Source organism: Paenibacillus glucanolyticus, assembly GCF_037333485.1.
In the GTDB taxonomy this organism is placed as follows: domain Bacteria; phylum Bacillota; class Bacilli; order Paenibacillales; family Paenibacillaceae; genus Paenibacillus_AQ; species Paenibacillus_AQ glucanolyticus.
The window spans coordinates 6,535,001-6,557,479 of record NZ_CP147845.1; the positions used below are offsets into that span (position 1 = coordinate 6,535,001).

Here is a 22,479-nt window from a genome sequence, read left to right on the forward strand (position 1 = left end):
ATTAGAACAAGCCCGGGATTTTCATGCCGCCTGTAAATTTGCCCATATCGGCATTTGCGATTTCTTCTGCCTTGGCAAGTGCGTCATTAACCGCTGTGAGCACCAAGTCCTGCAGCATTTCCACGTCATCCGGATCAACTGCCTCCGGCTTGATGTTGATGGACAGAATTTGCTTGTGCCCACTCACTTCTACGGTAACCACGCCTCCGCCGGAAGTGCCTTCAACGGTTTTGGTAGCCAGCTCTTCCTGAGCTTTCAGCATTTGCTCCTGCATCTTTTTCACTTGCTTCATCATTTGGTTCATATTATTCATGGTTCATCTCTCCTTATAATAGGGTGCACGCAGTCACGTGCTAGTCTTTTATGACAACGAGGTCTTCCCCAAATAACTGGATCGCCTCATCAATCCATGGTTTTTCTCCACCGGCTTCAGCATCAGCCACCTCGTGCTCCAGCTTAAGCTCTTCTGCCTGAGGCTTGCCTGCTCCTTCAACCGCGTCGCTCCAGTCACGAAGCATCATCGTCACCAGATGATACGGCTTGCCGAGCGTAGAATCAAGCACCCCTTCAATCACCTGCTTATTCGCAGGTTTCTCGGTCGTTTCGCGGTGGATGTTGTTTTTGAAAGCGACAAGCACCTTGTCCTCCCATACGGACACCGGCTCTCCATCCATCAGCCACGCGTGGACCGTAACCTTCTCCTCTTTTACATTCTGGAGTATTTGGGCCCACTGCCGCTGAACTGCGGTGTACTCTTCCCCGGTTCGGGAAGCTACATACTGATCCATATGCTGCGGAATCTTGGCTGATGATGCTGCTTTCGGCGCTGGTGTACGGGTAGACTTGGCAGCTTCCCGTTGGTTCGACGTTGGAACACCGTTCTGCATCAGGCGTTCCAGCTTCTTCTCGAGCGCGGCTACATGCTGCTTCAACTGAGCCAGCTCCCCGGCGTCGGCTGTACCATGGGCACTTGTTGCCCCACCCGCGGATTGAGGAATACCGGAAAGCTTAAGCAGGGCTACCTCAAACAAGGTTTGCGGCTGCGAGGCGTACTTCATCTCACTCTGATAGCGGCTCAGCGTATCAATCATCTGAAATAATTCATCGCGGCTGAAGGCATTGGCCATTTCCTGAAATTCTGCCGGATTCAGAACCCGGTCGGTCAGTTTGTCGGCATCGGGCACCATCTTGATCATAAGCAAATCACGGAAATAATACAGGAGATTCTCCATGCACTTGTCGGCACTTTTTCCCTCCTGCATAAACTGCTCCACGATTTGCAGCACGAGCCCGGCATCCCCCTGTTTCACGGCGCTGGCAAGACGCCCAAACTGCTCCGAGGCAATACCACCCGTCATGTCCATGACCTGTTGATAAGACACCGTGCCACCGGTAAACGAAGCGATCTGATCCAGAATACTCAGTGCATCACGCATACCGCCATCCGATAGACGGGCAATATACTGCAGCGCTTCATGATCTGCCGTAATTCCCTCTTCCCCGCAAATCTGCTGCAATCGACCGGTTTGCTCATCAAGGGAGACCCTCCGAAAATCAAACCGCTGACAGCGTGAAATAATCGTTGCAGGAAGTCTATGGGGCTCTGTTGTCGCTAGTATAAACATCACGTGTGCCGGCGGCTCCTCCAGCGTTTTCAATAAGGCATTGAATGCTTCCGTCGTCAACATGTGCACTTCATCGATAATATAAACTTTGCGCCGGACCTCGGTCGGTGCGTATTTGACCTTCTCCCGCAAATCACGGATCTCCTCGACACCGCGGTTGGATGCAGCGTCGATCTCCTGAACATCCATAACGGCTCCGGACGTTATCCGCCGGCAGGCTTCGCATTCGTTGCAGGGTTCCTCAGCCGGACCATGCTCGCAGTTCACGGCTTTGGCCAAAATTTTAGCGGCACTGGTCTTGCCCGTACCCCGTGGACCGCTGAACAGGTAGGCATGGGAAACCCGCTGCTCGCGAATGGCATTCTGCAGGGTCTGGATAATATGCTGCTGGCCCACCATGTCACCGAATGACTGCGGTCGCCAAGCACGATATAACGCGATATGTTCCACTGTGCTTTACCCTCTTTCAACTTCCACTTCACGAAGATTAATAACTAATCGGTATAGACTGCAGCCCCATCTCCGTGTGCGTTGCTCTTACTTTCATGGTCAATCTCAACCTGAAAAAGCGTGAGTTAACGGTTATATTATACTACATTCTATACTACTTTCCCCTGCCTTAGCAAAACGTTTACTTGGAAATCTTTATCCAAGTTAGCATGAAGGATTTCCCTCGATATCAGGCAGCCTCGACAAAAAACACCCTTGCCAATGGCAAAGGTGTTATGTGCAGTTATGTATACCGTGCACCTGTTATTGATAATTGCGATCCGAGCGGCAATCCTGAACAACAACTCGGGCTAGGCACCCCTCCGGCACAAAAGCGATCTTGCTTATGGCTGCTTCCTTCCGGACCTGACCAGGTTCACAAGTGCTCATTGCGGAGGACCCAACCGTCAACATTGAGTGCAGGGACCAGCCTCACATCGACAATACCTCTAACAGGAATTCAACCTCGCTACAGCGGATTGCGAGTTACAGGGCACCGCTACCTCCCCGTCTAGCACGGCGAACTTTAGTATATCGCATGGCTATCAAAAAAGCAACCGACGGAAGAAGTTACAAGGCATATCACGCCTATAGACAGACAAAAACCCTTCGGCCATAGGGGCGAAGGGTTTGTTTATTAGATACCGTATTTCTTTTTGAATCTATCAACACGACCGCCAGCATCCAGGAATTTCTGTTTACCTGTGAAGAACGGATGACAGTTCGAGCAAATCTCTACACGAAGATCTGGTTTTACAGAACCTGTTTCAAACGTATTACCGCAAGCACAAGTAACTGTAGTAACGTGATATTTCGGTTGAATATCTTGTTTCATTGTAGCTTTCACCTCTTTCCGCCCTGAGCCTCATGCGGACCCAGAGTTATATGGACACATAAACCGAGTATATCACGAGCATATCGATTGCGCAATAGCCCATACACAAAACATCAGACAAGTTCACAAATGGAATTTCACCCTGTTTTTAGCAGATAAACAACGGGCCATGTACCGGTTAAATCAGAGACGTTCTCTTCTTCGGTCTTGCCTGTCCGGCAGGAGGTACATGAGTGTAGGATCCAATGACCACATCAGGTAATTCCTCTTGCATAATCTCAATGGCCTGCTTCATCCCGAGAATCTCGCCTTGTGCAGGCGGAATGAGCTGGAGATAGCTTTCAGGGTCGATATTAAGATTACGAAGCTGGATTAATTTAAGCCCAGTACGCCGGGCAAACTCAATCATGGCTTCCAGCTCTTCCTCGCGATCGGTTACGCCGGGGAAGATCAGATAGTTGATGGAAGTATACACGCCTTGGTCGGTTGCATAGCGAAGGGACTTCTCCACATTAGCGAGCGTATATCCTCTTGGTTTGTAGTATGCGTTATAATGGCCATCCAATGCACTGATGGTACTCACTCGCATCAAGTCAAGGCCCGCATCCACGATGCCGCGGATAAAATCGGTCAAACCCGCATTGGTATTAATATTGATATATCCCATATCCGTCTGTGACCGAACTTCTCTCATCGCTTCGATAATGATCTTCGCTTGTGTGGAAGGCTCACCCTCACAACCTTGGCCAAAGCTGATGATGGACTCCGGTGTTTTCAGATTTTCCAGCATCACCTGCACCAGCTCATCTACCCTCGGGCGGAAATTCATCCGGGTCTGAGGGGCGACAAAGCCGCTGTCATCCGGCTGTTCCGAGATACACCCGAAACAGCCTGCATTACAGGAATAGGATACGGGAACCGCACCCTCCCAGCGATTCAGGAACGTGTTCGATGCCGTGAGGCATTCGTATCCCAATGCACAGTTGGACAGATGCTCATAGAGCCGGTTCTCCGGATATTTCTCCTTCAGAGTCTTAACCCCAAGCTCAAGATCATTCAAATCGCAATTCATTGGATTCCACTTCTCAGGGTCATCGGACAAGCGCGCAGTTGTGTAGAATGCGCCATCCTTCCACACGACAGCCGAATAACCGAAGAGCGGCAGCTTGTATTCCTTGTCTGACTTCACATAGCCTGGCAAGCACAATCGGGTATAGCCTTGCGGCAAAAGCGCTCCGACAGCTGTATACCCGTCTTCAAGCGGCATCATTTCACCGGTCTCAGGATCCATCCCGATGGCTCGGGTACTCGGAAGGCCGACCAGCGTAGCCCCATCTGGCAGAGGTATCAATTCATCATCCAATATTTCAACGATCATATCCCCACTGCGGGCAAGCCCGTACAGCTCAGAATGGTCGTATACGTTCCCTTGTTCATCTGCATAAACCAAATACATGTTGATCTCCTATTCTCCGATTGTTCAGGGCTTTACGTCTGAGGTGCCGTCGCTGCAGATGCACGCGATGGACGTCTGGCCGACTGGCCCTGAGTCCCGGTTCCGCTGCTGCTGTTGGCATTAACATCAAATGAAGCCAAGAATTCCGCATTGTTCTTGCTGTCGCGCATTTTTTTGAGGAACCCTTCCACAAAGTCAGCGGAATCGTTCATATTTTTACGGATTGCCCAAATGGTGTCCAGTTCATCCTTGTTCAGCAGCACCTCTTCACGCCGTGTACCCGAGCGACGAATGTCGATTGCCGGGAAAATACGACGTTCCGCGAAACGGCGGTCCAAATGCAGCTCCATATTGCCTGTTCCTTTAAATTCCTCATAAATGATATCATCCATCCGGGACCCGGTTTCAACCAAGGCAGTAGCGAGTATGGTCAGACTTCCGCCTTCTTCCACGTTACGCGCAGACCCGAAGAAACGCTTCGGACGATGGAATGCCGCAGGATCAATACCGCCGCTTAGCGTTCTGCCGGAAGGAGGAATGACCAGGTTGTATGCACGGGCAAGACGGGTAATGCTGTCCAGCAAAATAACAACGTCCTTCTTATGCTCCACCAGCCGCAATGCACGCGACAATACCAGTTCCGCAACCTTGATATGGTTCTCCGGAAGCTCGTCGAACGTTGAAGCAACCACCTCGCCCTTTACGGAACGCTGCATATCCGTTACTTCTTCTGGCCGTTCATCGATGAGTAAAACAAACAGTTCAATCTCTGGATTGTTGGTTGAGATGCTGTTGGCGATTTCTTTCAAGAGGAGCGTTTTCCCTGCTTTTGGCGGCGCCACGATCAAACCGCGTTGTCCTAAACCTACAGGTGCAAGCAAATCCATAATTCGGGTTGACAACTGATTAGGGGATGTTTCAAGAACAAGCTTTTCTTGCGGATAAAGAGGAGTCAAGGCTGGGAAGTGCAAGCGTTCCGCTGCAACGGCTGGATTCTCTCCATTTACGGCGTTAACCTGCAGCAGTCCGAAGTAACGTTCGTTCTCTTTAGGTGTTCGACATTTGCCTGAGACCAAATCTCCGGTCCGTAGATCAAATTTGCGAATTTGGGATGCCGAGATGTATATGTCCTCCGTGCTTGGCAAATAGTTAATCGGTCTAAGGAAGCCGTATCCTTCCGGCAAAATCTCAAGTACGCCCTCCATAAACATCAAGCCGCTCTGTTCCGCCTGGGCTCGGAGAATCGCAAATATCAGTTCTTTTTTCTTCAACTGGCCATAATAAGGAATCTGATATTTCTTGGCCAGCTTATACAGATCCGTCAGCTTCATGCCTTCCAAATCGGATATTTGTAAATCCATTCAATAACCACCTATTCAATTATTTGTTTCTGTCGCAGCAGAACCTGCTGTCATGTAGTCTATTATTCTATGAGAGCTTTACTAGGAGCATTACCCAAATCAGAGGGAGATATGCAGTTCGGTCCACATATTTCCCTCATTTTGGAAAAAATCACTCTTCCTCGGTCTCACGCCATACGTCAGCACCCAGCATTCGCAGATTGGATACCAGATGATCATAACCGCGATCAATGAATTCCACGCCACTGACTTCGGTTACCCCTTCGGGTACGGTTAGACCCGCAATGACTAATGCGGCACCTGCGCGAAGGTCCGTCGCCTTGACTTTGGCTGCGTTCAGCGGCCCGCCTTCAATAATGGCTGAGCGTCCCTCCACACGGATTCTGGCCCCCATGCGAACTAACTCTGGTACATGTTTAAACCGGTTGCTATATACAAAATCACTGAGGACACTGACGCCTTCTGCTTGGGTGAGCAGGCTGGTCATCGGTGATTGCAAATCCGTTGCAAATCCAGGATATATAAGAGCCTTCACGTCGGCATGCTGATACCGGTCCTTACCGGTAACGCGAATGCTTTCGTCCAGTTCTTCGATGCCAACGCCCATCTCGATCAGCTTGGCCGTAAGGGCTTCAAGATGCTTCGGAATGACGTTGTCGATCAGAACATCACCGCGTGTAGCTGCAGCAGCAATCATATATGTACCGGCCTGAATCCGGTCTGGAATAATGGAATGACGGCAGCCATGCATCTCGGTTACGCCCTCAATCCGGATGGTCTCCGTCCCGGCGCCCTTGATGACAGCTCCCATGGAATTTAATAGTGTAGCAACATCTATAATTTCAGGCTCTTTCGCCGCATTTTCGATAATTGTGGAGCCTTTGGCCTTGGCAGCCGCCAGCATAATGTTAATGGTTGCACCAACACTGCTTACATCCAGATATATCTTAGCGCCCCGCAGCTCTTTGGCGTGCAGATGAATCGAACCGTGTTCATTGGTCACGGTCGCACCCAGGGCTTCAAAGCCCTTAATGTGCTGGTCAATGGGACGAGGTTCAAAATTACAGCCGCCCGGCAGTCCGATCACGGCTTCTTTAAATCTTCCAAGCATGGCGCCCATCATATAGTAGGACGCGCGCAGTTTCTTCACGGGTCCGTTAGGCATCGGAATAGATTTGATATCAGAAGGGTCAATTCTCATCTGATTGCCTTCCCATGAAACTTGACCGCCTAACTCTTCCAGTATCTCAGCATAAACAGCTACATCGCTGAGAAGCGGCAAATTATCAAGTACGACTTCCGATTCCGCCAGGATTGCGGCGGGAATTAACGCAATTGCACTGTTCTTGGCACCACTGATTGTTACAGTACCTCGCAGTGGGCGTCCACCGCTGATCATCAATTTTTCCATAAGCTTTCGGGTCCCCCTACATCACTTCGCAGCCGGAAATGGTTCTGATAGCCGTCATTATAGTAAATGAAATGGAAAAACACCGGCTATGCGGTGTGCTTTCCATTTCATTGTATGCAGCATAAGACAGCCTAAATATCTCAGGTGATTCCAATCGTCCTGTTATGGCCCCTAGGGCTACAAGCGACTCGAATAACTATGAATTAAGCTTGATTGTTGGAACCAAACTCACGGATTTTGCCAACAACGGTTTCTTTGATCGCTTCACGACCTGGTTTCAGGAATGTACGAGGATCGTAAGCTTCTGGTTTAGCAGCAAGCACTTCACGAACAACTTTGGAGAACGAGATTTGGTTCTCGGTGTTCACATTAATTTTGGAAGTACCCAGAGAGATGGCTTTCTTGATATCATGAGTCGGAATCCCCGTACCACCATGAAGCACCAATGGAAGCTTCACTGCATTACGGATTTCTTCCATCTCTTTGAAACCAAGGTTTGGCTCGCCTTTGTAAGGACCGTGAACAGAACCAAGCGCAGGTGCCAGTGTATCGATGCCTGTCTCATTCACGATGCGTACACAGTCGTCCAGCTTCGCGTACATTACGTCACCGATTACGTCATCTTCTTGTCCGCCGACCATGCCTACTTCAGCCTCAACGGAAACACCTTTGGAATGAGCGTATTCAACCACTTGCTTCGTTGTTTCGATATTCGTGTCAATCGGGCTGTGGGAATCATCGATCATAACCGAAGTGAATCCTGCGTCGATTGCTTCTTTACACTTCTCAACACTTGAACCGTGGTCAAGGTGAATGGCAACAGGAACTGTTACTTTCAGATCCTCCATCAGACCTTTTACCATGTGTACAACGGTGCTGAATCCACCCATATAACGAGCTGCGCCTTCAGAAACACCCAGAATGACTGGAGATTTCTCTTGCTCAGCTGCTTCAAGAATTGCATATGTCCACTCCAGGTTATTGATGTTGTATTGACCAACAGCATATTTACCTTCAAGTGCTTTGTTCAGCATGTCTGTCATTGATACTAATGGCATGGTTTCATCCTCCTAAAGATGCTTAGTTTGTCTATGGTTTTTAGCCGATATAACATACGGCCTTATTATACCACATCGCGTCATAAATACTAAACAAGCATTTCCTAAAATGCTGCGACGGACCTCACATTCTGGCAAAAAAAAGAATTCCGCCCTTTGAGCAGAATTCATAGTTCAACCGATATTGTTGGCGGTCCCTTTTAACTGCATATTGACGGCTTGCCGCATCTCATCAATATCAAAAGGTTTGGTGAAATGCATCAGTGCGCCAAGATCGGTTGCTTCCTTGATCATGTCGAGTTCCCCGTAAGCTGTCATCATGATCACCTTGATGTCCGGATTCATCTGTTTAATATGCTTCAAAATCTCAAGCCCGTCCATTCCAGGAATTTTCATATCCAGCAGCACCAGATCCGGCGTGTGCAGCTTTACAATTTCAAGCGCTGCCTTTCCGTTCGCCGCTTGAAACGTCTCGTACCCTTCACTGCTGAACACTTCCACAAGCAGGATGCGGATACCGTTCTGGTCATCCACAATCAACACTTTGTGTTTGCTTTGTTTGCTCATCCTTCCAACCTCCCGATACTTAAATCGTGCAATGAGTATATGCAAACTCGAAAGTTCCTAACTTTCCCATAAACCGACCATTATTTGTATTCGCCTGTAGATGTCGAATTCCTTCCTATCTCGAAAAAAGTACGAAAAAAAGATAAATGGATAGCTGTAAACAAAGTCGACAGCAAGGATGTTTACTTCGAACCCTGTCCAAAAACTTTACAAACGCGCCGAAAACATAAAATAAAGTCAAAAAAGAGCCTCTTCAAAAGAGGCTCTTCCCATATTATGCTTTGTGCTGAATCGAAGCTTTTACAAATTCACGGAACAGCGGCTGCGGACGGTTTGGACGGGAAGTGAACTCCGGATGGAATTGCACAGCAAGGAACCATGGATGTCCTGGCAGTTCCACAATTTCAACCAAGCGTCCATCCGGAGATGTACCGGAAATACGCAAGCCTGCTTTCTCGATATCTTCACGGTATTGGTTGTTGAATTCATACCGGTGGCGATGTCTTTCATAAACCAGCTCATCCTGATAGCAGGACTCCGCAAGTGATCCCGGAACCAGCTTGCATGGATACAATCCAAGACGCATCGTACCGCCGAGATCCTCAATGTCTTTCTGCTCCGGCAGAAGATCGATGACCGGATATTCAGTAGCCGGATCGATCTCAGAGCTGTTCGCACCACTCAGTCCCAGAATGGAGCGGGCATATTCGATAACCGACACCTGCATGCCAAGGCAGATACCGAAGAATGGAATATTGCGCTCGCGAGCATAACGAATTGCACTGATCTTACCCTCGATACCCCGGTCACCAAATCCGCCCGGTACGAGGATGCCGCCTATGCCATTCAGCATATCTTCGACGTTGTCTGCCGTAATTTCTTCGGCATTTACCCAGCGGACCTTCACTTCGGCATTCGCATCAAATCCGGCGTGGGATAATGACTCAACAACACTAAGGTACGCATCATGGAGCGCGACATATTTACCAACAATTGCGATCTCAACAGTCTTCTCCAGCTTGGATACGCGTTCTACGAGATCTTCCCACTCGCTCATATCCGGTGCCGGTGTCGTTAATTTCAAATGATTGACTACAATTTCATCAAGACCTTCATCACGCAAATTCAGCGGTACCTCATACAGTGAGGACGCATCGCGGCATTCTACGACCGCGTTAGGATCGATGTCGCAGAAGAGCGCGATTTTCGCTTTCATCTCGGTTGAAAGCTCATGTTCTGTACGGCAGACAATGACATTTGGCTGAATGCCGATACTGCGAAGTTCTTTTACACTGTGCTGGGTCGGCTTCGTTTTCACTTCACCAGCTGCCTTAATATATGGAATGAGGGTTACATGAATATACATGACGTTCTCACGGCCAACGTCGCTCTTGATTTGACGGATGGCCTCAAGGAAAGGAAGGCTTTCGATATCACCAACCGTGCCGCCGATTTCGGTAATGACTACATCCGAACCCGCTTCACGGCCTGCACGGAATACGCGCTCTTTAATTTCATTCGTAATATGAGGGATAACCTGCACGGTGCCGCCCAAATATTCTCCCCGACGCTCCTTGCTGATGACAGATGAGTATACTTTACCTGTTGTCACATTGCTGTTCTTCGATAGGTTAATATCGATGAAGCGCTCATAGTGTCCCAGGTCCAGGTCGGTTTCCGCACCATCGTCAGTAACGAACACTTCGCCATGCTGGTATGGACTCATGGTGCCCGGATCTATATTAATGTACGGATCGAATTTCTGAATCGTTACCTTGAGCCCTCTGTTCTTAAGCAATCTACCGAGCGAAGCGGCGGTAATTCCCTTACCAAGAGATGACACGACTCCGCCTGTTACAAAAATATACTTTGTCACTGTTAAAAACCCTCCTATATAATCTCCATAACTTCAGGCGACATATGATGTTTATCCTAACCCGTTTTCCCCTGATTCATCAGAGGGACCAACAAAAAGCATGGCTCGCTTCCAAAAATGGTGAGCGAGCTGACCTCCGACCTATTACAAACCGCATATACTTGACGCTTCAATGATCCTCGTATAGAGCTGCCTGCACGGCATCATACCGGCGCCGAGCGATTCCGAAATCTCATCACATCTCATCCAAGCACCTAAATCTTAATCGGCACGAAGCTTGGCAAGAGACATCCGCCAAGGCGGATTATTCACTGCAGAGATCAGTACTTCCCTACAAGCAGGATACTTTCTAGCCCACAAGAAAAACGCCTATCGACATACTCCATAGAAGACAGACCCAATTTTTTATGGTAAGTTTTCTTGCGATTTCAGGTCCAGAAGCTAGCGTCGTCTGCACTTTCTAATACCTTAAAAACAAAAAAAGTGACCCCGAATAAATAACGGGGCACTTTTATATTAAACATATTTAATCCACAATCATAAGCCCAAGCAATAGTTTACTCTGTGCCTTATCTGCTTGTCAAGAGAAGAACAAAGCTCAAAATTCCCCAATCACCTGACACCGTAAAACAAAGTCATAAACAAAGCAGACGGGCCCATAAGCCGCTGCTGAGAGACGGATTAATCCTTATCCTTTTCCTCAAATTCTTCCTCTTCCAGATCCTCTTCTTCCTCGGATTCTGAATCTTCATCCTCCAATTCGTCATCATCCAGAACAACGTCTTCATCTACTTCATCTTCGGCATCGTCATCATCCGAGAAGAGATCATCGTGATCATCATCGTCATCGTCGATGCTGTCAAAATCATCCTCGGTTTCGTCGGCACTGTAAGTTTCCTCTTCATCCGTGAAGTCGTCATCATCGTCGTCTTCATCATTAATGATCCGCGGACGCTTCGCGTTCGCAATCGGATCTTCGGACTTCTCAAGCGGGTACCAACGCTTCAGTCCCCACAGATTCGTTCCTACACATGCGAAACGTCCGTCTATATTGATCTCGGTATATAACTGGGCAATCGTTTCGTTAATTTCCTTTTCCGTAAAGCCGCGAAGCTTGGCCACCTCATTCATAAGGTCACGGTAATAATACGGCGTGTTCGCCGCCTTCAGAACCATAAAAGCCAGGTCAACCATTGGGATTTCCTGAATCTTCTCCGGATCGATCTTTAAATTGAGCGGATTACTCACTAACGCACACTTCCTCTCACACAAATCTTCACGTTATACCCTCAACATATCCATTATCAAAACTAAGTAAAACCTATTTGGAAATAAAAATCAAGTTTTTATGCGCCACGGCCCGTCCGATACCAAAAAGGAAAAAGACGGAGACTCTTCCTCTCCGTCTTCTGACTGTACCCGCCCCAAGGATCGACTCCTTACGGGATAGATAAGAGAACCTTGATATTCTCTCCATGTATCTTATGTTCGCCCTTCTGCTTTGACACGCGAATCAGGGCCTATTTCCCGGAAAAAGGGCAACATCCCATTCGGGCTCTCACCCCGACTCATACAATACTGAAGCAACGGTTCATCGAGAAGGGAGATTGCCACACATGGATTACACCCGGATCATGCAATCACTACTGACAGAGACGAACCCTATGCGGAACGTCCGGGACAAGAACCGGCGGCTCCTCACGTTTCATGACCCTCAGCTGTACCAGGAATGCATCAGCGAATGGAATCGGCTCGCGGGGAAAGCGCGTTTCCCGGAATCGATCAGCTACTCGCCGCTTACCCACACCATCATCGCTCCGGCTCCCCAGACAGCGAAGTTTGAAGCGGAGTTTCGACATGAGCTGATGGTCGAGGAGGATGAACAGGTTCATATCCAGGCCATACAGGGAACAATTGGAACGTTAACCGGGATCCCATGGGGTATCAAGCAAATCAAAGCCCCTCATGCCTGGTCTATCTCGACAGGACACCGCATGAAGATTGCCGTTATTGACACAGGTGTGGATTTTTCTCATCCGGATCTGAAATACTCGCTGACCAGGGGGATCAATCTGGTTCATCGAAACATGCCGCCGTACGATGACAATGGGCACGGAACGCATATTTCGGGCACGATCGCTGCCGCGAACAGCACGCAAGGCATGATCGGCGTTGCCCCCCGATCTGTGGTATATCCTGTTAAGGCCTTTGATCATAACGGGTCCGCCTTCGTATCGGATATTATTCTGGCAATCGATTGGTGCGTACGCGCCGAGATCGATATCATCAATATGAGTTTCGGTATGCAGACCCGAAGCCGCGCACTGCTGGATATCGTAGGCAAGGCCAACCAAGCAGGCGTCATTATTGTTGCATCCTCCGGCAATGACGGCAAACGCCGTACAGCTGACTATCCCGCCCGCTATCCCCAAACCATATCTGTCGGAGCTACCGATCGCCACCGAAAAATTCCAGCCTTCAGCAATCGCGGGCAATTTGTAGATATTTATGCACCCGGAGACAAAATCGTGTCGGCCTGGCTGCAGGGAAAATACCACGAGATGAGCGGTACCTCCATGGCCACTTCTCATGTCAGCGGAACCATCGCTCTGCTGCTTGCGCAAAAGCCTGATCTGAAAACGGCAACCATCAAAGCCCTGCTGCGGCGTACCTCCTCTCCACTCAAGCTCAAAAAAGGATACAGCGTCTCCGACGGAGAGGTTAATGCTTTCAAATTTTTGCGCGAGGGCATGAAATTATAATCTTGCACTTAAGAATGGACCCCAAAAATGAAATTCGCTTACAAAAAAACAGCCGCCTTCCCCCACGGAAAGACGGCTGTTGTCACCTATATCAAGGAAAGGTGAACCAAAACTCCATTACATACGTTCTGGCGCCGATACGCCCATCAGGCGAAGCACGTTAGCGATTACGGTACGAACAGCTCCAAGGAGAGCAAGACGTGCCTGTGTCTGATCCGCATCCTCTGTAATAACACGCTCGGCTCTATAGTAGCTGTGGAACGAAGAAGCCAGCTCATATACATAACGGATGAGTCTGTGCGGAGCATAGTTATCCGCAGCAAGCGACACTTCCTGCGGGAGTTCCCCGATTTTGCGCAAAATGTCGTATTCATGCTCGGCGGTGAGCACGCTCAGGTTCACTTCAGCTAGCGGCAGCAGGTTGATCCCTTGCTCCTCGGCTTGGCGGAATACGCTGCAAATACGTGCGTGTGCGTATTGTACATAGAACACCGGGTTTTCGTTGGACGTAGAAACTGCCAAATCCATATCGAAATCCAGATGGGAATCCATGCTGCGCATCGTGAAGAAGTAACGAATCGCGTCCACACCTACTTCATCCATCAGGTCTTCCATCGTTACCGCTTTGCCGGTACGCTTGGACATCTTCACTTTCTCGCCATCCTGGAACAAGCTGACCATCTGGGCGATCAATACAATCAGTTTGTCCGGATCATTGCCAAGCGCCTCCATGGCAGCCTTCATACGCGGGACATAACCGTGGTGGTCCGCTCCCCAAATATTGAGGATCTTGTCGTATCCGCGCTCGTATTTGTTGCGGTGGTACGCAATATCCGGTGTCAGGTAAGTATAGGTTCCGTCATTCTTAACGAGGACGCGGTCCTTATCATCCCCATAGTCGGTTGTACGAAGCCAGGTTGCTCCATCCTTCTCGTAGGCCTCGCCTTTTGATCTCAGCTCTTCCAGAGACTTCTCGACAAGACCGTCCTCGTACAGGGACGTTTCGCTAAACCATTCGTCAAAATGAACGCGGAATCGATTCAAATCGCGTTTGATTTTGCCCAGTTCCTTCTCGAGCCCGAACTCACGGAAAAAGGCTGTTCTCTCTCCAGGGCTCATGGACAACAAGGAATCGCCTTTCTCAGCCACAAGCTCTTTGGCAAAACCTTTGATATCTTCGCCATGGTAGCCGTCTTCCGGCATTTCGGCATCCTGACCCAGCTCTTGCAAATACCGAGCTTCCAGGGATTTAATCAGGTTCACGACCTGATTGCCTGCATCATTAATGTAATACTCGCGCGTTACTTCGTATCCTGCATAGTCGAGCACATTGCAGAGCGCATCGCCTACGGCTGCGCCGCGGGCATGGCCCAGGTGCAGGCTTCCTGTCGGATTGGCACTGACAAACTCCATCTGAACCTTCTGTCCCTCGCCGATGGTAATCCGTCCGTAGTTGTCACCCTGCTCTTGAACCAAAGCTACGATGGGATAGAGGTAACCCTTGTCCAGGGTAAAATTAATAAAACCCGGTCCGGCAATCTCCGCTTTCTCAATGGAAGCTTTCGCCGTGTCCAAATGCTCCAGAATAGCCTCGGCAATTTGCCGGGGATTCTTCTTGGCGATACGCGTCAGCTGCATCGCAGCATTCGTTGCCAAATCACCGTGCGATTTATCCTTCGGCACTTCCAGCGTAATGGCCGGCAGCTCCTCACGGGAAACCAGCCCTGCAGCCACGGCAGCGTCCGCTACCGCTTCGGCAACCAGCCCGTTAATGTGATCTAATGGATTCATAGTCATGATTCTTGTGCCTCCTGAATAGTCAAACTAATAGAAAAGTGTCCCGAAAACTCGCCCGACACATATAAATCATACGCCCAAGCCGCGCGTCCGGACATGCCCTCAAGCGCCAGCTCCAGACGCTGGGTATGCGTAGACAGATTAAATGAAGTGAACGGAGAGCGGTAGTAACCCGGTAACCGCTGACCCAGCTGAAACGACTGCTCGGATTCCACCTCGCCGTGCCGAATCAGCTTAAGCCCGTCCTCCGTCAGCTTGAGCATCGCCCGGGTTTCCCCTTGATGCGGCCCGAGTGCGGGTTCTGTATAACGAACATACAGAGCACTCCCTTTGATAAAAGCCTCTGCGGGCAGCTCCTGTACCGTATTCTCCCCTTCGTGAAGGCTGTGAAGACGGATGCTCACTTGTTTTCGGTCGTTCATGTACGTTCCTCTTTTCCTTACCTATTGTATTACTATATCCAGTATGGCCTTGCAATTCAAATGAGGATTTTAGCAAAAGTCAAATATATGAGCCTCTATCTCCAATTTCCCTGCCCATCACTCGGGCCATTCACTGGAATTCAACACGTCAATTCCACTAGTGCTTCGATAACAGAATAGGCCTGATTCATGAAGAATCAGGCACTCCCTATCGACTTGGTTTACAGCGGCAGCAGCGCTACCCTCTCCTGTGCTTCCAGCTTGGCAATCATGTCGTTCCATGCCTGTGGTTTCTCAGGCAGGACGGCATAATATCGCTTCAGGAAGTTCACAATCAGATCTGCAGGCAGTTCATCCACAGTGTCATCACCCGGCATAAAGCAGAAATCGAGCCCGCTCACCGCTTCGCCATCGTTGTTCCAGGATGGATGGACATACGTGAGATCCGTACGTTTATAGCCAAGATGAGACAGCACCTCACGACGAACAAACGGATCCATCGGCTTCACCCCGCCAAATGCATAGTCCAGCACCTGGTAGGGATCGTAAATCTCGGCAAACATGCCGAACAGCTCTTTACCGTTCGCTGCTGCCAGTTGGTTCAGATCCTTCAGGCGATGCAGCGCCAGAAATCGGCCGATGCCAAGCCCTTCGCGTCCGATGATGGTGAAATCAGTCATCGCCACATTCCAGTCCTCGTAATAACGATACTCCGTCGTACCGACCACTTCTTCTTCATGCAGGGCAACAAATACCCGAATACCCGGATCTTCCAGCGGTTCCTTCCATAGACTGAACTCCAGCACTTCTTCCGGAGGAAAGACTTCCTTCATCAGATTATGCATTTTGCGAAACAAGGGATCGTTAATACTCGTTATGCGAATATATTCCACTTCGTAAAACCTCCTTATATATGAAGTTGTTTATTTAACGTTCGGGAAAATGATGGTGCAATTGACACGTCATCATCCTCTAAACGGGTTCTTCCATTCCATCAGAGCACCGTTATTGCAGGATTCCGCATCCTCCAGATATTCGGCAGCCACTCCGATAGGGGTTCTGCCGCAGCGCAGCAGGAACGTAATCACCGGATCCTTCAGATCCCCCTGGACTACCGCGTCCAGATACTCCGCAGCTGACATCTCATCGGCATGACGATGATATCCTGGCATCCGTCCACCGCCAAGCAGCCGGTCCAGTCCCTGTTCGACCGTCACATGATACAGCGACTGGATCAGCCACTTGCCGAGGCCAAGCTTACGAAAGCGTGGCCTGACGCAAATATCGGCGATGTAAAGCGTATTTCCCTCCGGCTTATGCGTCCGAATATATCCGTTATCCGTTGTGTCCGCCCAAGAATGAGCGGGCTGCAGCGGATCGTAATCCACGATGAGCGAAGTGATCGACCCGGCGAGCACGCCGTCTACTTCAACACATAGCGCACCTTCTGGAAACAAAGTGACATGCTGCATTAGCTGTTCCTTGTTCCACCATTGCTCCGGCGGATACGGGGGCGGGAACGTCTCGGATTGGATGACGATCAGCTCGTCAAAGTCTACTTCCGTGTAACTTCGAACGACAACCGGCACCGGCCGGTTGTCGTCAAATACATAAAACCATTGCTGAAACCGGGCCATTTCCTCTGCACCGCCTCTGTCCTATTTTTCAAGCTATGATAAACCGGGCTTCACTCCCAATCCGGATACAGATCGGTGCGGCGGTCACGCCAAGTCGTTACAGAGCCTTTCTCCCGCACTTGATACAGTAAATCCAGATCGAGATCCGCGGTAATGAGCATATCATGGTTCAACTCGCCCTCAGCCAGCAGACCTTGGGGCGGGAACGGAATGTCGTTCGGCGTAATGATAGCCGCCTGTCCGAAGTTCGCGCGCATCAGATCCACGGTGGGCAGCGAGCCTACCGTACCGGTCAGCACCACGTAGACTTGATTCTCAATGGCGCGAGCATGGCTCGTGTACCGCACACGATGGAACCCATGTCGGTCATCCGTGCAGGATGGACAGAAAATGACGTCAGCCCCTTTGGCCTTGGCCATCCGTACAATCTCAGGGAATTCAATGTCATAACAGGTCAGCATCGCAATGGTGCCTTTGTCTGTCTCAAACACTTCAAGCCCCTCGCCTGCCCCCATATTCCATCCGGAGATCTCCGAAGGCGTAATATGGATCTTGGCCTGCTCCGCGATGCGGCCGTCCGGATAAAACAGATGCGCCACATTGTACAGCTTCCCTTCACGACGAATGACGTGGGTTCCCCCAATGATATGAATGTTATATTGCTTCGCAAAGCCTTGGAACAGCTCACAGTATCGGTCTGTGAAATCCGGAAGATCATGGATCGTTAATGCTTTGCCCTGATCGTCCCCGATGGACATCAGCTGTGTTGTGAAAAATTCCGGAAACAGCACAAAATCGGCTTCAAATTCCTCCGCCGTCCGAATGTAATGCTCCGACTGATGGGCAAAATCGTCAAAGGATTGAATGGTGTGCAGATGATATTGCACGGCAGATACGCGAAATTTCATGCTTTTCCTCCTTATAAATGGTTAGATGCTTTCATTATATCGGATTCCGGGCTCCGAGAACATGAGAACATCAAGTCAGCCCCTTCTGGATACCCTAGTTGTGACGGGAACGTCCGAAAACACGCCGAAACGGTTATCCAAGGCGTCACCTATATCAAATAAAGTTCGATTTTATGAAAAAATACGCGTCATTCATACCCACACTTAACAATTGTCCTGTATACTGTCGTATGTAAGCCCTTGGTCACACTATGAATCTCAGCCCTTACAAGCATACACGGCAGTCATGAACTGGCCCTATGGCAAGCTGCCAGCTTACAAAATTATAATGTGAGGTGTTCTGTTCACAATGATTACTCGTTCGATGGATTGGCTTCAGCAACATGACCACCTTATCTTCCGCTGGTTAAACCGCAAGATCAGCAACAAAACGGTGGATTCGATGCTCGCGCTGGTCACCCATATGGGGGGTGCTATCTTTACCATTGTGCTAACACTTTCGATAGCGTTTTTTGCACCGGAGCCGTGGAATACGATGGGATGGCAGAGCTTTATTGCACTGTCCCTCAGCTTTCTGGTTACGGCCCTCATCAAAAGAAAGATGCGGCGCATCAGGCCTTACCTGGCTTTAGAGCAAGTACGGTTTGAGAAAAAACCGATGAAGGATCATTCGTTTCCTTCGGGACACTCCACGGCCATATTTTCTATTGTTACCCCTTTTCTATTCATAACACCGTGGCTGTCATTACTCTTGATCCTGCTGGCGCTTACGGTCAGCCTGTCACGCATTTATCTCGGCTTTCATTATCCTTCGGATTGCCTTGCCGGCTGTTTTGTCGGAACCACTTCGGCTCTGCTCATCGTACTCAGTTAAAAGAAACCATGCATTCCCAACTGGCCACTGCGGCGGCCCATGATGGGAGGCGTGGTTTTTTTGTGTTGTCCATAGGCAGTACCCGTTATCAAGTAAGCATTCCTCGTCCCCATCATTCTAAGACTCCAAGGCAGAACTTATCGCTCGCTTCCATGCGCTTTCACTACAAATCCTTAGAAACTCTAAAATAAATTGAACCATTCCAGCTGGTAAATCGTACTAACTAATACATCATAATAAGGAGGTATTTATTCATTGAAGAAAAGACTATCACGGATGCTCGTTACCCTATTCGCCGTCACACTGGTTCTTCCAGCCGGGGTCATGGCAGCAGATAACAGCCAGGTTACCGCCGCTGTCCAGGGCCTGGAGAAAACCGCCGCAGAAAAAGCAAAGCTGCTCACAGAGACTTATGGAACCACAAGCGTCCAATATGCCCTTATCGATAACGGCAATATTACCGTGTCCGGGCAAGCAGGCGTGAACGATATCGAAGGAAAGATTCCGCTGACCCAGGATACGATGTATGGCATCGGCTCCACGAGTAAAATGTTTACCGCCGCTTCGGTGATGAAATTGGTGGATGACGGGAAAATCAATCTGGATACGCCTCTCGTTCAGTACATACCCGAATTCACAATGAAAGACGAGCGCTACAAAAAAATTACGCCGCGCATGCTGCTTAACCATTCCTCCGGACTGCAGGGCTCGAGCCTGAACAATGCATTTCTGTTCGAGGATAACGATGCTCATGCGCATGACACATTATTGAAGCAATTATCCACCCAAAACCTGAAAGCAGATCCGGGCGCATACTCCGTTTATTGTAATGACGGTTTTACGCTGGCTGAAATTCTGGTGGAAAAAATCAGCGGCAAAAGCTTTACCTCATTCATTCACGAAAATTTCACCGAGCCTTTGGATTTGGATCATACCAAGACATCCCAGGATGAATTGAATTTGAAGCAAATGGCTGGACTTTATTATCCTACTCATCAGGGACAGCTTCCTAACGAAACGATTAATGTCATCGGTACCGGCGGCATCTATTCCACGGCTGAGGATCTCGTTCAATTCGCACAGATCTTCACGGGCGAAGCGGAAGGCATTCTCACCGACAAGTCCATCAAGGCCATGGAACAAGAAGAGTATAAAAAAGGCCTGTGGCCGGCCGACGCCGACAATTCGTTTGATTACGGACTGGGCTGGGACAGCGTCAGACTGTTCCCGTTCAACCAATATGATATGAAAGCCGTGACCAAAGGTGGGGACACCATTCTGTATCATGCCTCTCTCGTTGTCCTTCCAGAGCAAAACATGGCTGCTGCTGTGTTATCCTCGGGCGGTTCCAGCTCCACAAACCAACTGATGGCGAGCGAAATGTTGCTGCACGCACTGAAGGAGAAGGGCACCATTAAGGAATTCAAGCCGGAAAAATCATTCGGCAAACCCGTCAAGGCGGATATGCCTGACGACATCACCAAATACGCCGGATACTATGGCGTGACTAATCAACAGATGAAAGCCGACATCAAGGATGGCGAACTGTCGATCTCCGTACCTATGGTTCCGGATTATCCGGCAGAGAAATATGTGTACACTGCGGATGGAACATTTGTGAGCGCGGATGGCAGTACGAAGGTCAACTTCGTAACCGAGAAAAATGACGGGATCTACTTATGGGTAAGGCAATATGTATCCATTCCTGGACTCGGACAGCTTGCCATCTCGCAGTATTCCGCCGAGAAGATGAAAGCGAACCCGCTGTCCAAGGAAACCGCTGCCGCTTGGGCTAAGCGGGAAGGTCAAACTTTCTATCCGTTAAATGAGAAATTCACGTCGCTGATGTACTTCATTATGAAGCCGTCCGTAGAGATCAGCAGCAAGAGTGGTTTGGAAGGTTATATGATCGATAAGAAAATCATCGACCCGGATACCGCAGTAAGCGAGCATCGAGTTCCGGCTATTGGAAGCCGGGATACGTCTGAATTCCGTTTTTATAAGGAAAAAGGCGTGGAGTATCTCGAAGCTGCCGGATCGCTCTTTGTGAGCGAGAAAGACGTTAAGCCCCTGTACAAGGGAAAAAAATCAACCGTTACCCTGCAAGCCGATGGATATGCCAAGTGGTACACCGTCTCTGATGCCGTTGCAGGCAAAACGATGACAGTGACGCTGCCGGCACAAGGCGCATTCGCCGTATATGACGAGCAAGGTGCCGTTGTGAACTACACCGTTGCCAGCGGTTCTAACGAAGTGAAGCTCCCTGCCAATGGAACCGTCGTATTTGCCGGTGACCCAGGCTCGGCATTCGGTATCACCCTGAAATAAACACAAAAGCAAGCAACCCGATCAGCCGCCAGGCTTTCGTAGGGTTGCTTGCTTTTTTACTGCCATGGGGCGCAGTGAACCTCACAGCCTGTCCATTATCTTTCAGTAAAGACAGCGAGATTGTGAAGCGAAGAATTTAAGCCCTCTTCGTGATCTTCCTGCCGTATGCCCTCAGGAACGTTCTCGCAAACAATCGTCACCTCCGTGCCTTCCGCGAGTGCGGTCAACGTCCATGTCATAGTCATCGAGCCCCCGTAAGCGGGGTCATCCGACTCGAATTCAAAACACTGCACGATTTTTTTATTGGGCACCAGCGCCAGGAAAGTACCTTGGACGATATCCGTGCCTTCCGATGATTTGCCAAGGTTCACGTGGTCCGATCCGATATAGTTGAGTACCATTCGATAACTCCCGCCTTCACGTGCATCAAAGCTGTCGATCTGACCTGACATCCCCTCCGGCGGAAGCCACGATACCCAAGCCCTGGGGTCCGTGAACGCCTGATAAATGGTTTCGGGCGATGCTTTAATCAACCTTGAAGCAGAATCCGTTCTCTTCTTGATAGACGAATCGGTCATGAGGTTAACCTCCTTATTAGCGTCTTCATATCTCATCTCCATTAAGTTTATAACATCTGACCCCGGTCCATTTCTTCTCATTTGCTCAAAGTGCGGCCTACGCCCACACGAAAAAGCAAGCCGAACCCCGATAGCCGCAGGCTTAGATAGGGGAGGCTTGCTTTTTCTTCTCCAGCCGAGGGGCGAAGCCTCGGCTGCTCATACACAGGGCTGGCCCACCAGGAGTCCCCCGCAGGGGTGCCTTCCGAGGGGGCCACGCAGCACGAAAAAGCAAGCCGACCCCGATAGCCATAGGCTTAGATAGGGGAGGCTTGCTTTTTCTCTTCCAGCCGAGGGGCGAAGCCTCGGCTGCTCACACACAGGGCTGGCCCACCAGGCGTCCCCGCAGGGGTGCCTTCCGAGGGGGCCACGCCCGTACGAAAAAGCAAGCCGAACCCCGATAGCCGTAGGCTTAGATAGGGGAGGCTTGCTTTTTCTGCTCCAGCCGAGGGGCGA

General features: G+C 49.7%; 19 protein-coding genes and 1 other RNA gene. 3 read left to right on the forward strand and 17 right to left on the reverse strand.

Annotated elements, in window-relative coordinates; genetic code table 11:
• Position 1: 1 nt before the first annotated feature.
• The 11 genes from WDY75_RS30055 to rpoE form a co-directional block, all read right to left on the reverse strand.
• Positions 2 to 313: a YbaB/EbfC family nucleoid-associated protein gene (locus WDY75_RS30055; protein ID WP_006207508.1), complete on the reverse strand. Its 312-nt coding sequence runs from the start codon at positions 311 to 313 to the stop codon at positions 2 to 4.
• A gap of 40 nt (positions 314 to 353) precedes the next feature.
• Entirely contained in the window at positions 354 to 2,075 is a 1,722-nt protein-coding gene (dnaX, locus tag WDY75_RS30060; protein ID WP_063478248.1) for a DNA polymerase III subunit gamma/tau, read from the reverse strand.
• Between the two features lie 292 nt (positions 2,076 to 2,367).
• Positions 2,368 to 2,634: signal recognition particle sRNA large type (gene ffs / locus WDY75_RS30065), an RNA gene on the reverse strand.
• Positions 2,635 to 2,751: 117 nt separating this feature from the next.
• On the reverse strand, positions 2,752 to 2,949 hold the full coding sequence (gene rpmE / locus WDY75_RS30070) for a 50S ribosomal protein L31 (protein ID WP_006207505.1): 198 nt from the start codon (positions 2,947 to 2,949) through the stop codon (positions 2,752 to 2,754).
• Positions 2,950 to 3,127: 178 nt separating this feature from the next.
• Positions 3,128 to 4,405: a radical SAM protein gene (locus WDY75_RS30075; protein WP_063478247.1), complete on the reverse strand. Its 1,278-nt coding sequence runs from the start codon at positions 4,403 to 4,405 to the stop codon at positions 3,128 to 3,130.
• 32 nt (positions 4,406 to 4,437) lie between these two features.
• Positions 4,438 to 5,766 (reverse strand): transcription termination factor Rho, encoded by a 1,329-nt coding sequence (gene rho, locus WDY75_RS30080; RefSeq protein WP_036642926.1) that lies wholly within the window; start codon positions 5,764 to 5,766, stop codon positions 4,438 to 4,440.
• Positions 5,767 to 5,917: 151 nt separating this feature from the next.
• Positions 5,918 to 7,177 (reverse strand): UDP-N-acetylglucosamine 1-carboxyvinyltransferase, encoded by a 1,260-nt coding sequence (locus WDY75_RS30085; RefSeq protein WP_006207502.1) that lies wholly within the window; start codon positions 7,175 to 7,177, stop codon positions 5,918 to 5,920.
• Between the two features lie 203 nt (positions 7,178 to 7,380).
• Positions 7,381 to 8,235 (reverse strand): class II fructose-1,6-bisphosphate aldolase, encoded by an 855-nt coding sequence (gene fba, locus WDY75_RS30090; protein WP_006207501.1) that lies wholly within the window; start codon positions 8,233 to 8,235, stop codon positions 7,381 to 7,383.
• A gap of 174 nt (positions 8,236 to 8,409) precedes the next feature.
• On the reverse strand, positions 8,410 to 8,802 hold the full coding sequence (locus WDY75_RS30095; protein WP_006207500.1) for a response regulator: 393 nt from the start codon (positions 8,800 to 8,802) through the stop codon (positions 8,410 to 8,412).
• Between the two features lie 274 nt (positions 8,803 to 9,076).
• The gene (locus WDY75_RS30100; RefSeq protein WP_036642924.1) at positions 9,077 to 10,678 is read right to left on the reverse strand and encodes a CTP synthase; all 1,602 of its coding nucleotides are present in this window, start codon (positions 10,676 to 10,678) and stop codon (positions 9,077 to 9,079) included.
• Positions 10,679 to 11,359: 681 nt separating this feature from the next.
• Entirely contained in the window at positions 11,360 to 11,926 is a 567-nt protein-coding gene (gene rpoE, locus WDY75_RS30105) for a DNA-directed RNA polymerase subunit delta (RefSeq protein ID WP_036642922.1), read from the reverse strand.
• A 368-nt stretch (positions 11,927 to 12,294) separates the two neighbouring features.
• On the opposite strand from rpoE, the gene WDY75_RS30110 reads away from it, so the two are divergent.
• The gene (locus WDY75_RS30110) at positions 12,295 to 13,440 is read left to right on the forward strand and encodes a S8 family peptidase (RefSeq protein WP_036642920.1); all 1,146 of its coding nucleotides are present in this window, start codon (positions 12,295 to 12,297) and stop codon (positions 13,438 to 13,440) included.
• Positions 13,441 to 13,557: 117 nt separating this feature from the next.
• Here WDY75_RS30110 and argS read toward each other — a convergent pair whose 3' ends face one another.
• From argS to WDY75_RS30135, 5 genes are all read right to left on the reverse strand, one after another.
• Positions 13,558 to 15,237 (reverse strand): arginine--tRNA ligase, encoded by a 1,680-nt coding sequence (gene argS / locus WDY75_RS30115; RefSeq protein ID WP_006207496.1) that lies wholly within the window; start codon positions 15,235 to 15,237, stop codon positions 13,558 to 13,560.
• Complete coding sequence (locus tag WDY75_RS30120) at positions 15,234 to 15,659, reverse strand: DUF1934 domain-containing protein (RefSeq protein ID WP_006207495.1); 426 nt, start codon at positions 15,657 to 15,659, stop codon at positions 15,234 to 15,236. The genes argS and WDY75_RS30120 overlap by 4 nt, the downstream gene beginning before the upstream one ends.
• Positions 15,660 to 15,880: 221 nt before the next feature.
• Complete coding sequence (locus tag WDY75_RS30125) at positions 15,881 to 16,552, reverse strand: hypothetical protein (protein ID WP_006207494.1); 672 nt, start codon at positions 16,550 to 16,552, stop codon at positions 15,881 to 15,883.
• Between the two features lie 72 nt (positions 16,553 to 16,624).
• Positions 16,625 to 17,296 (reverse strand): GNAT family N-acetyltransferase, encoded by a 672-nt coding sequence (locus WDY75_RS30130; RefSeq protein WP_063478246.1) that lies wholly within the window; start codon positions 17,294 to 17,296, stop codon positions 16,625 to 16,627.
• 50 nt (positions 17,297 to 17,346) lie between these two features.
• On the reverse strand, positions 17,347 to 18,204 hold the full coding sequence (locus WDY75_RS30135; RefSeq protein WP_063478245.1) for a carbon-nitrogen hydrolase family protein: 858 nt from the start codon (positions 18,202 to 18,204) through the stop codon (positions 17,347 to 17,349).
• Positions 18,205 to 18,553: 349 nt separating this feature from the next.
• Here WDY75_RS30135 and WDY75_RS30140 point away from each other — a divergent pair, with 349 nt between their 5' ends.
• Both WDY75_RS30140 and WDY75_RS30145 read left to right on the forward strand, forming a co-directional pair.
• Positions 18,554 to 19,078, forward strand: coding sequence for a phosphatase PAP2 family protein (locus WDY75_RS30140; RefSeq protein WP_006207491.1), 525 nt, complete (start codon positions 18,554 to 18,556; stop codon positions 19,076 to 19,078).
• A 255-nt stretch (positions 19,079 to 19,333) separates the two neighbouring features.
• Positions 19,334 to 21,406: a serine hydrolase gene (locus WDY75_RS30145; protein ID WP_063478244.1), complete on the forward strand. Its 2,073-nt coding sequence runs from the start codon at positions 19,334 to 19,336 to the stop codon at positions 21,404 to 21,406.
• A 95-nt stretch (positions 21,407 to 21,501) separates the two neighbouring features.
• On the opposite strand, the gene WDY75_RS30150 is transcribed toward WDY75_RS30145, so the two are convergent.
• Positions 21,502 to 21,984: an SRPBCC family protein gene (locus tag WDY75_RS30150; RefSeq protein WP_036642915.1), complete on the reverse strand. Its 483-nt coding sequence runs from the start codon at positions 21,982 to 21,984 to the stop codon at positions 21,502 to 21,504.
• Positions 21,985 to 22,479: the final 495 nt, after the last annotated feature.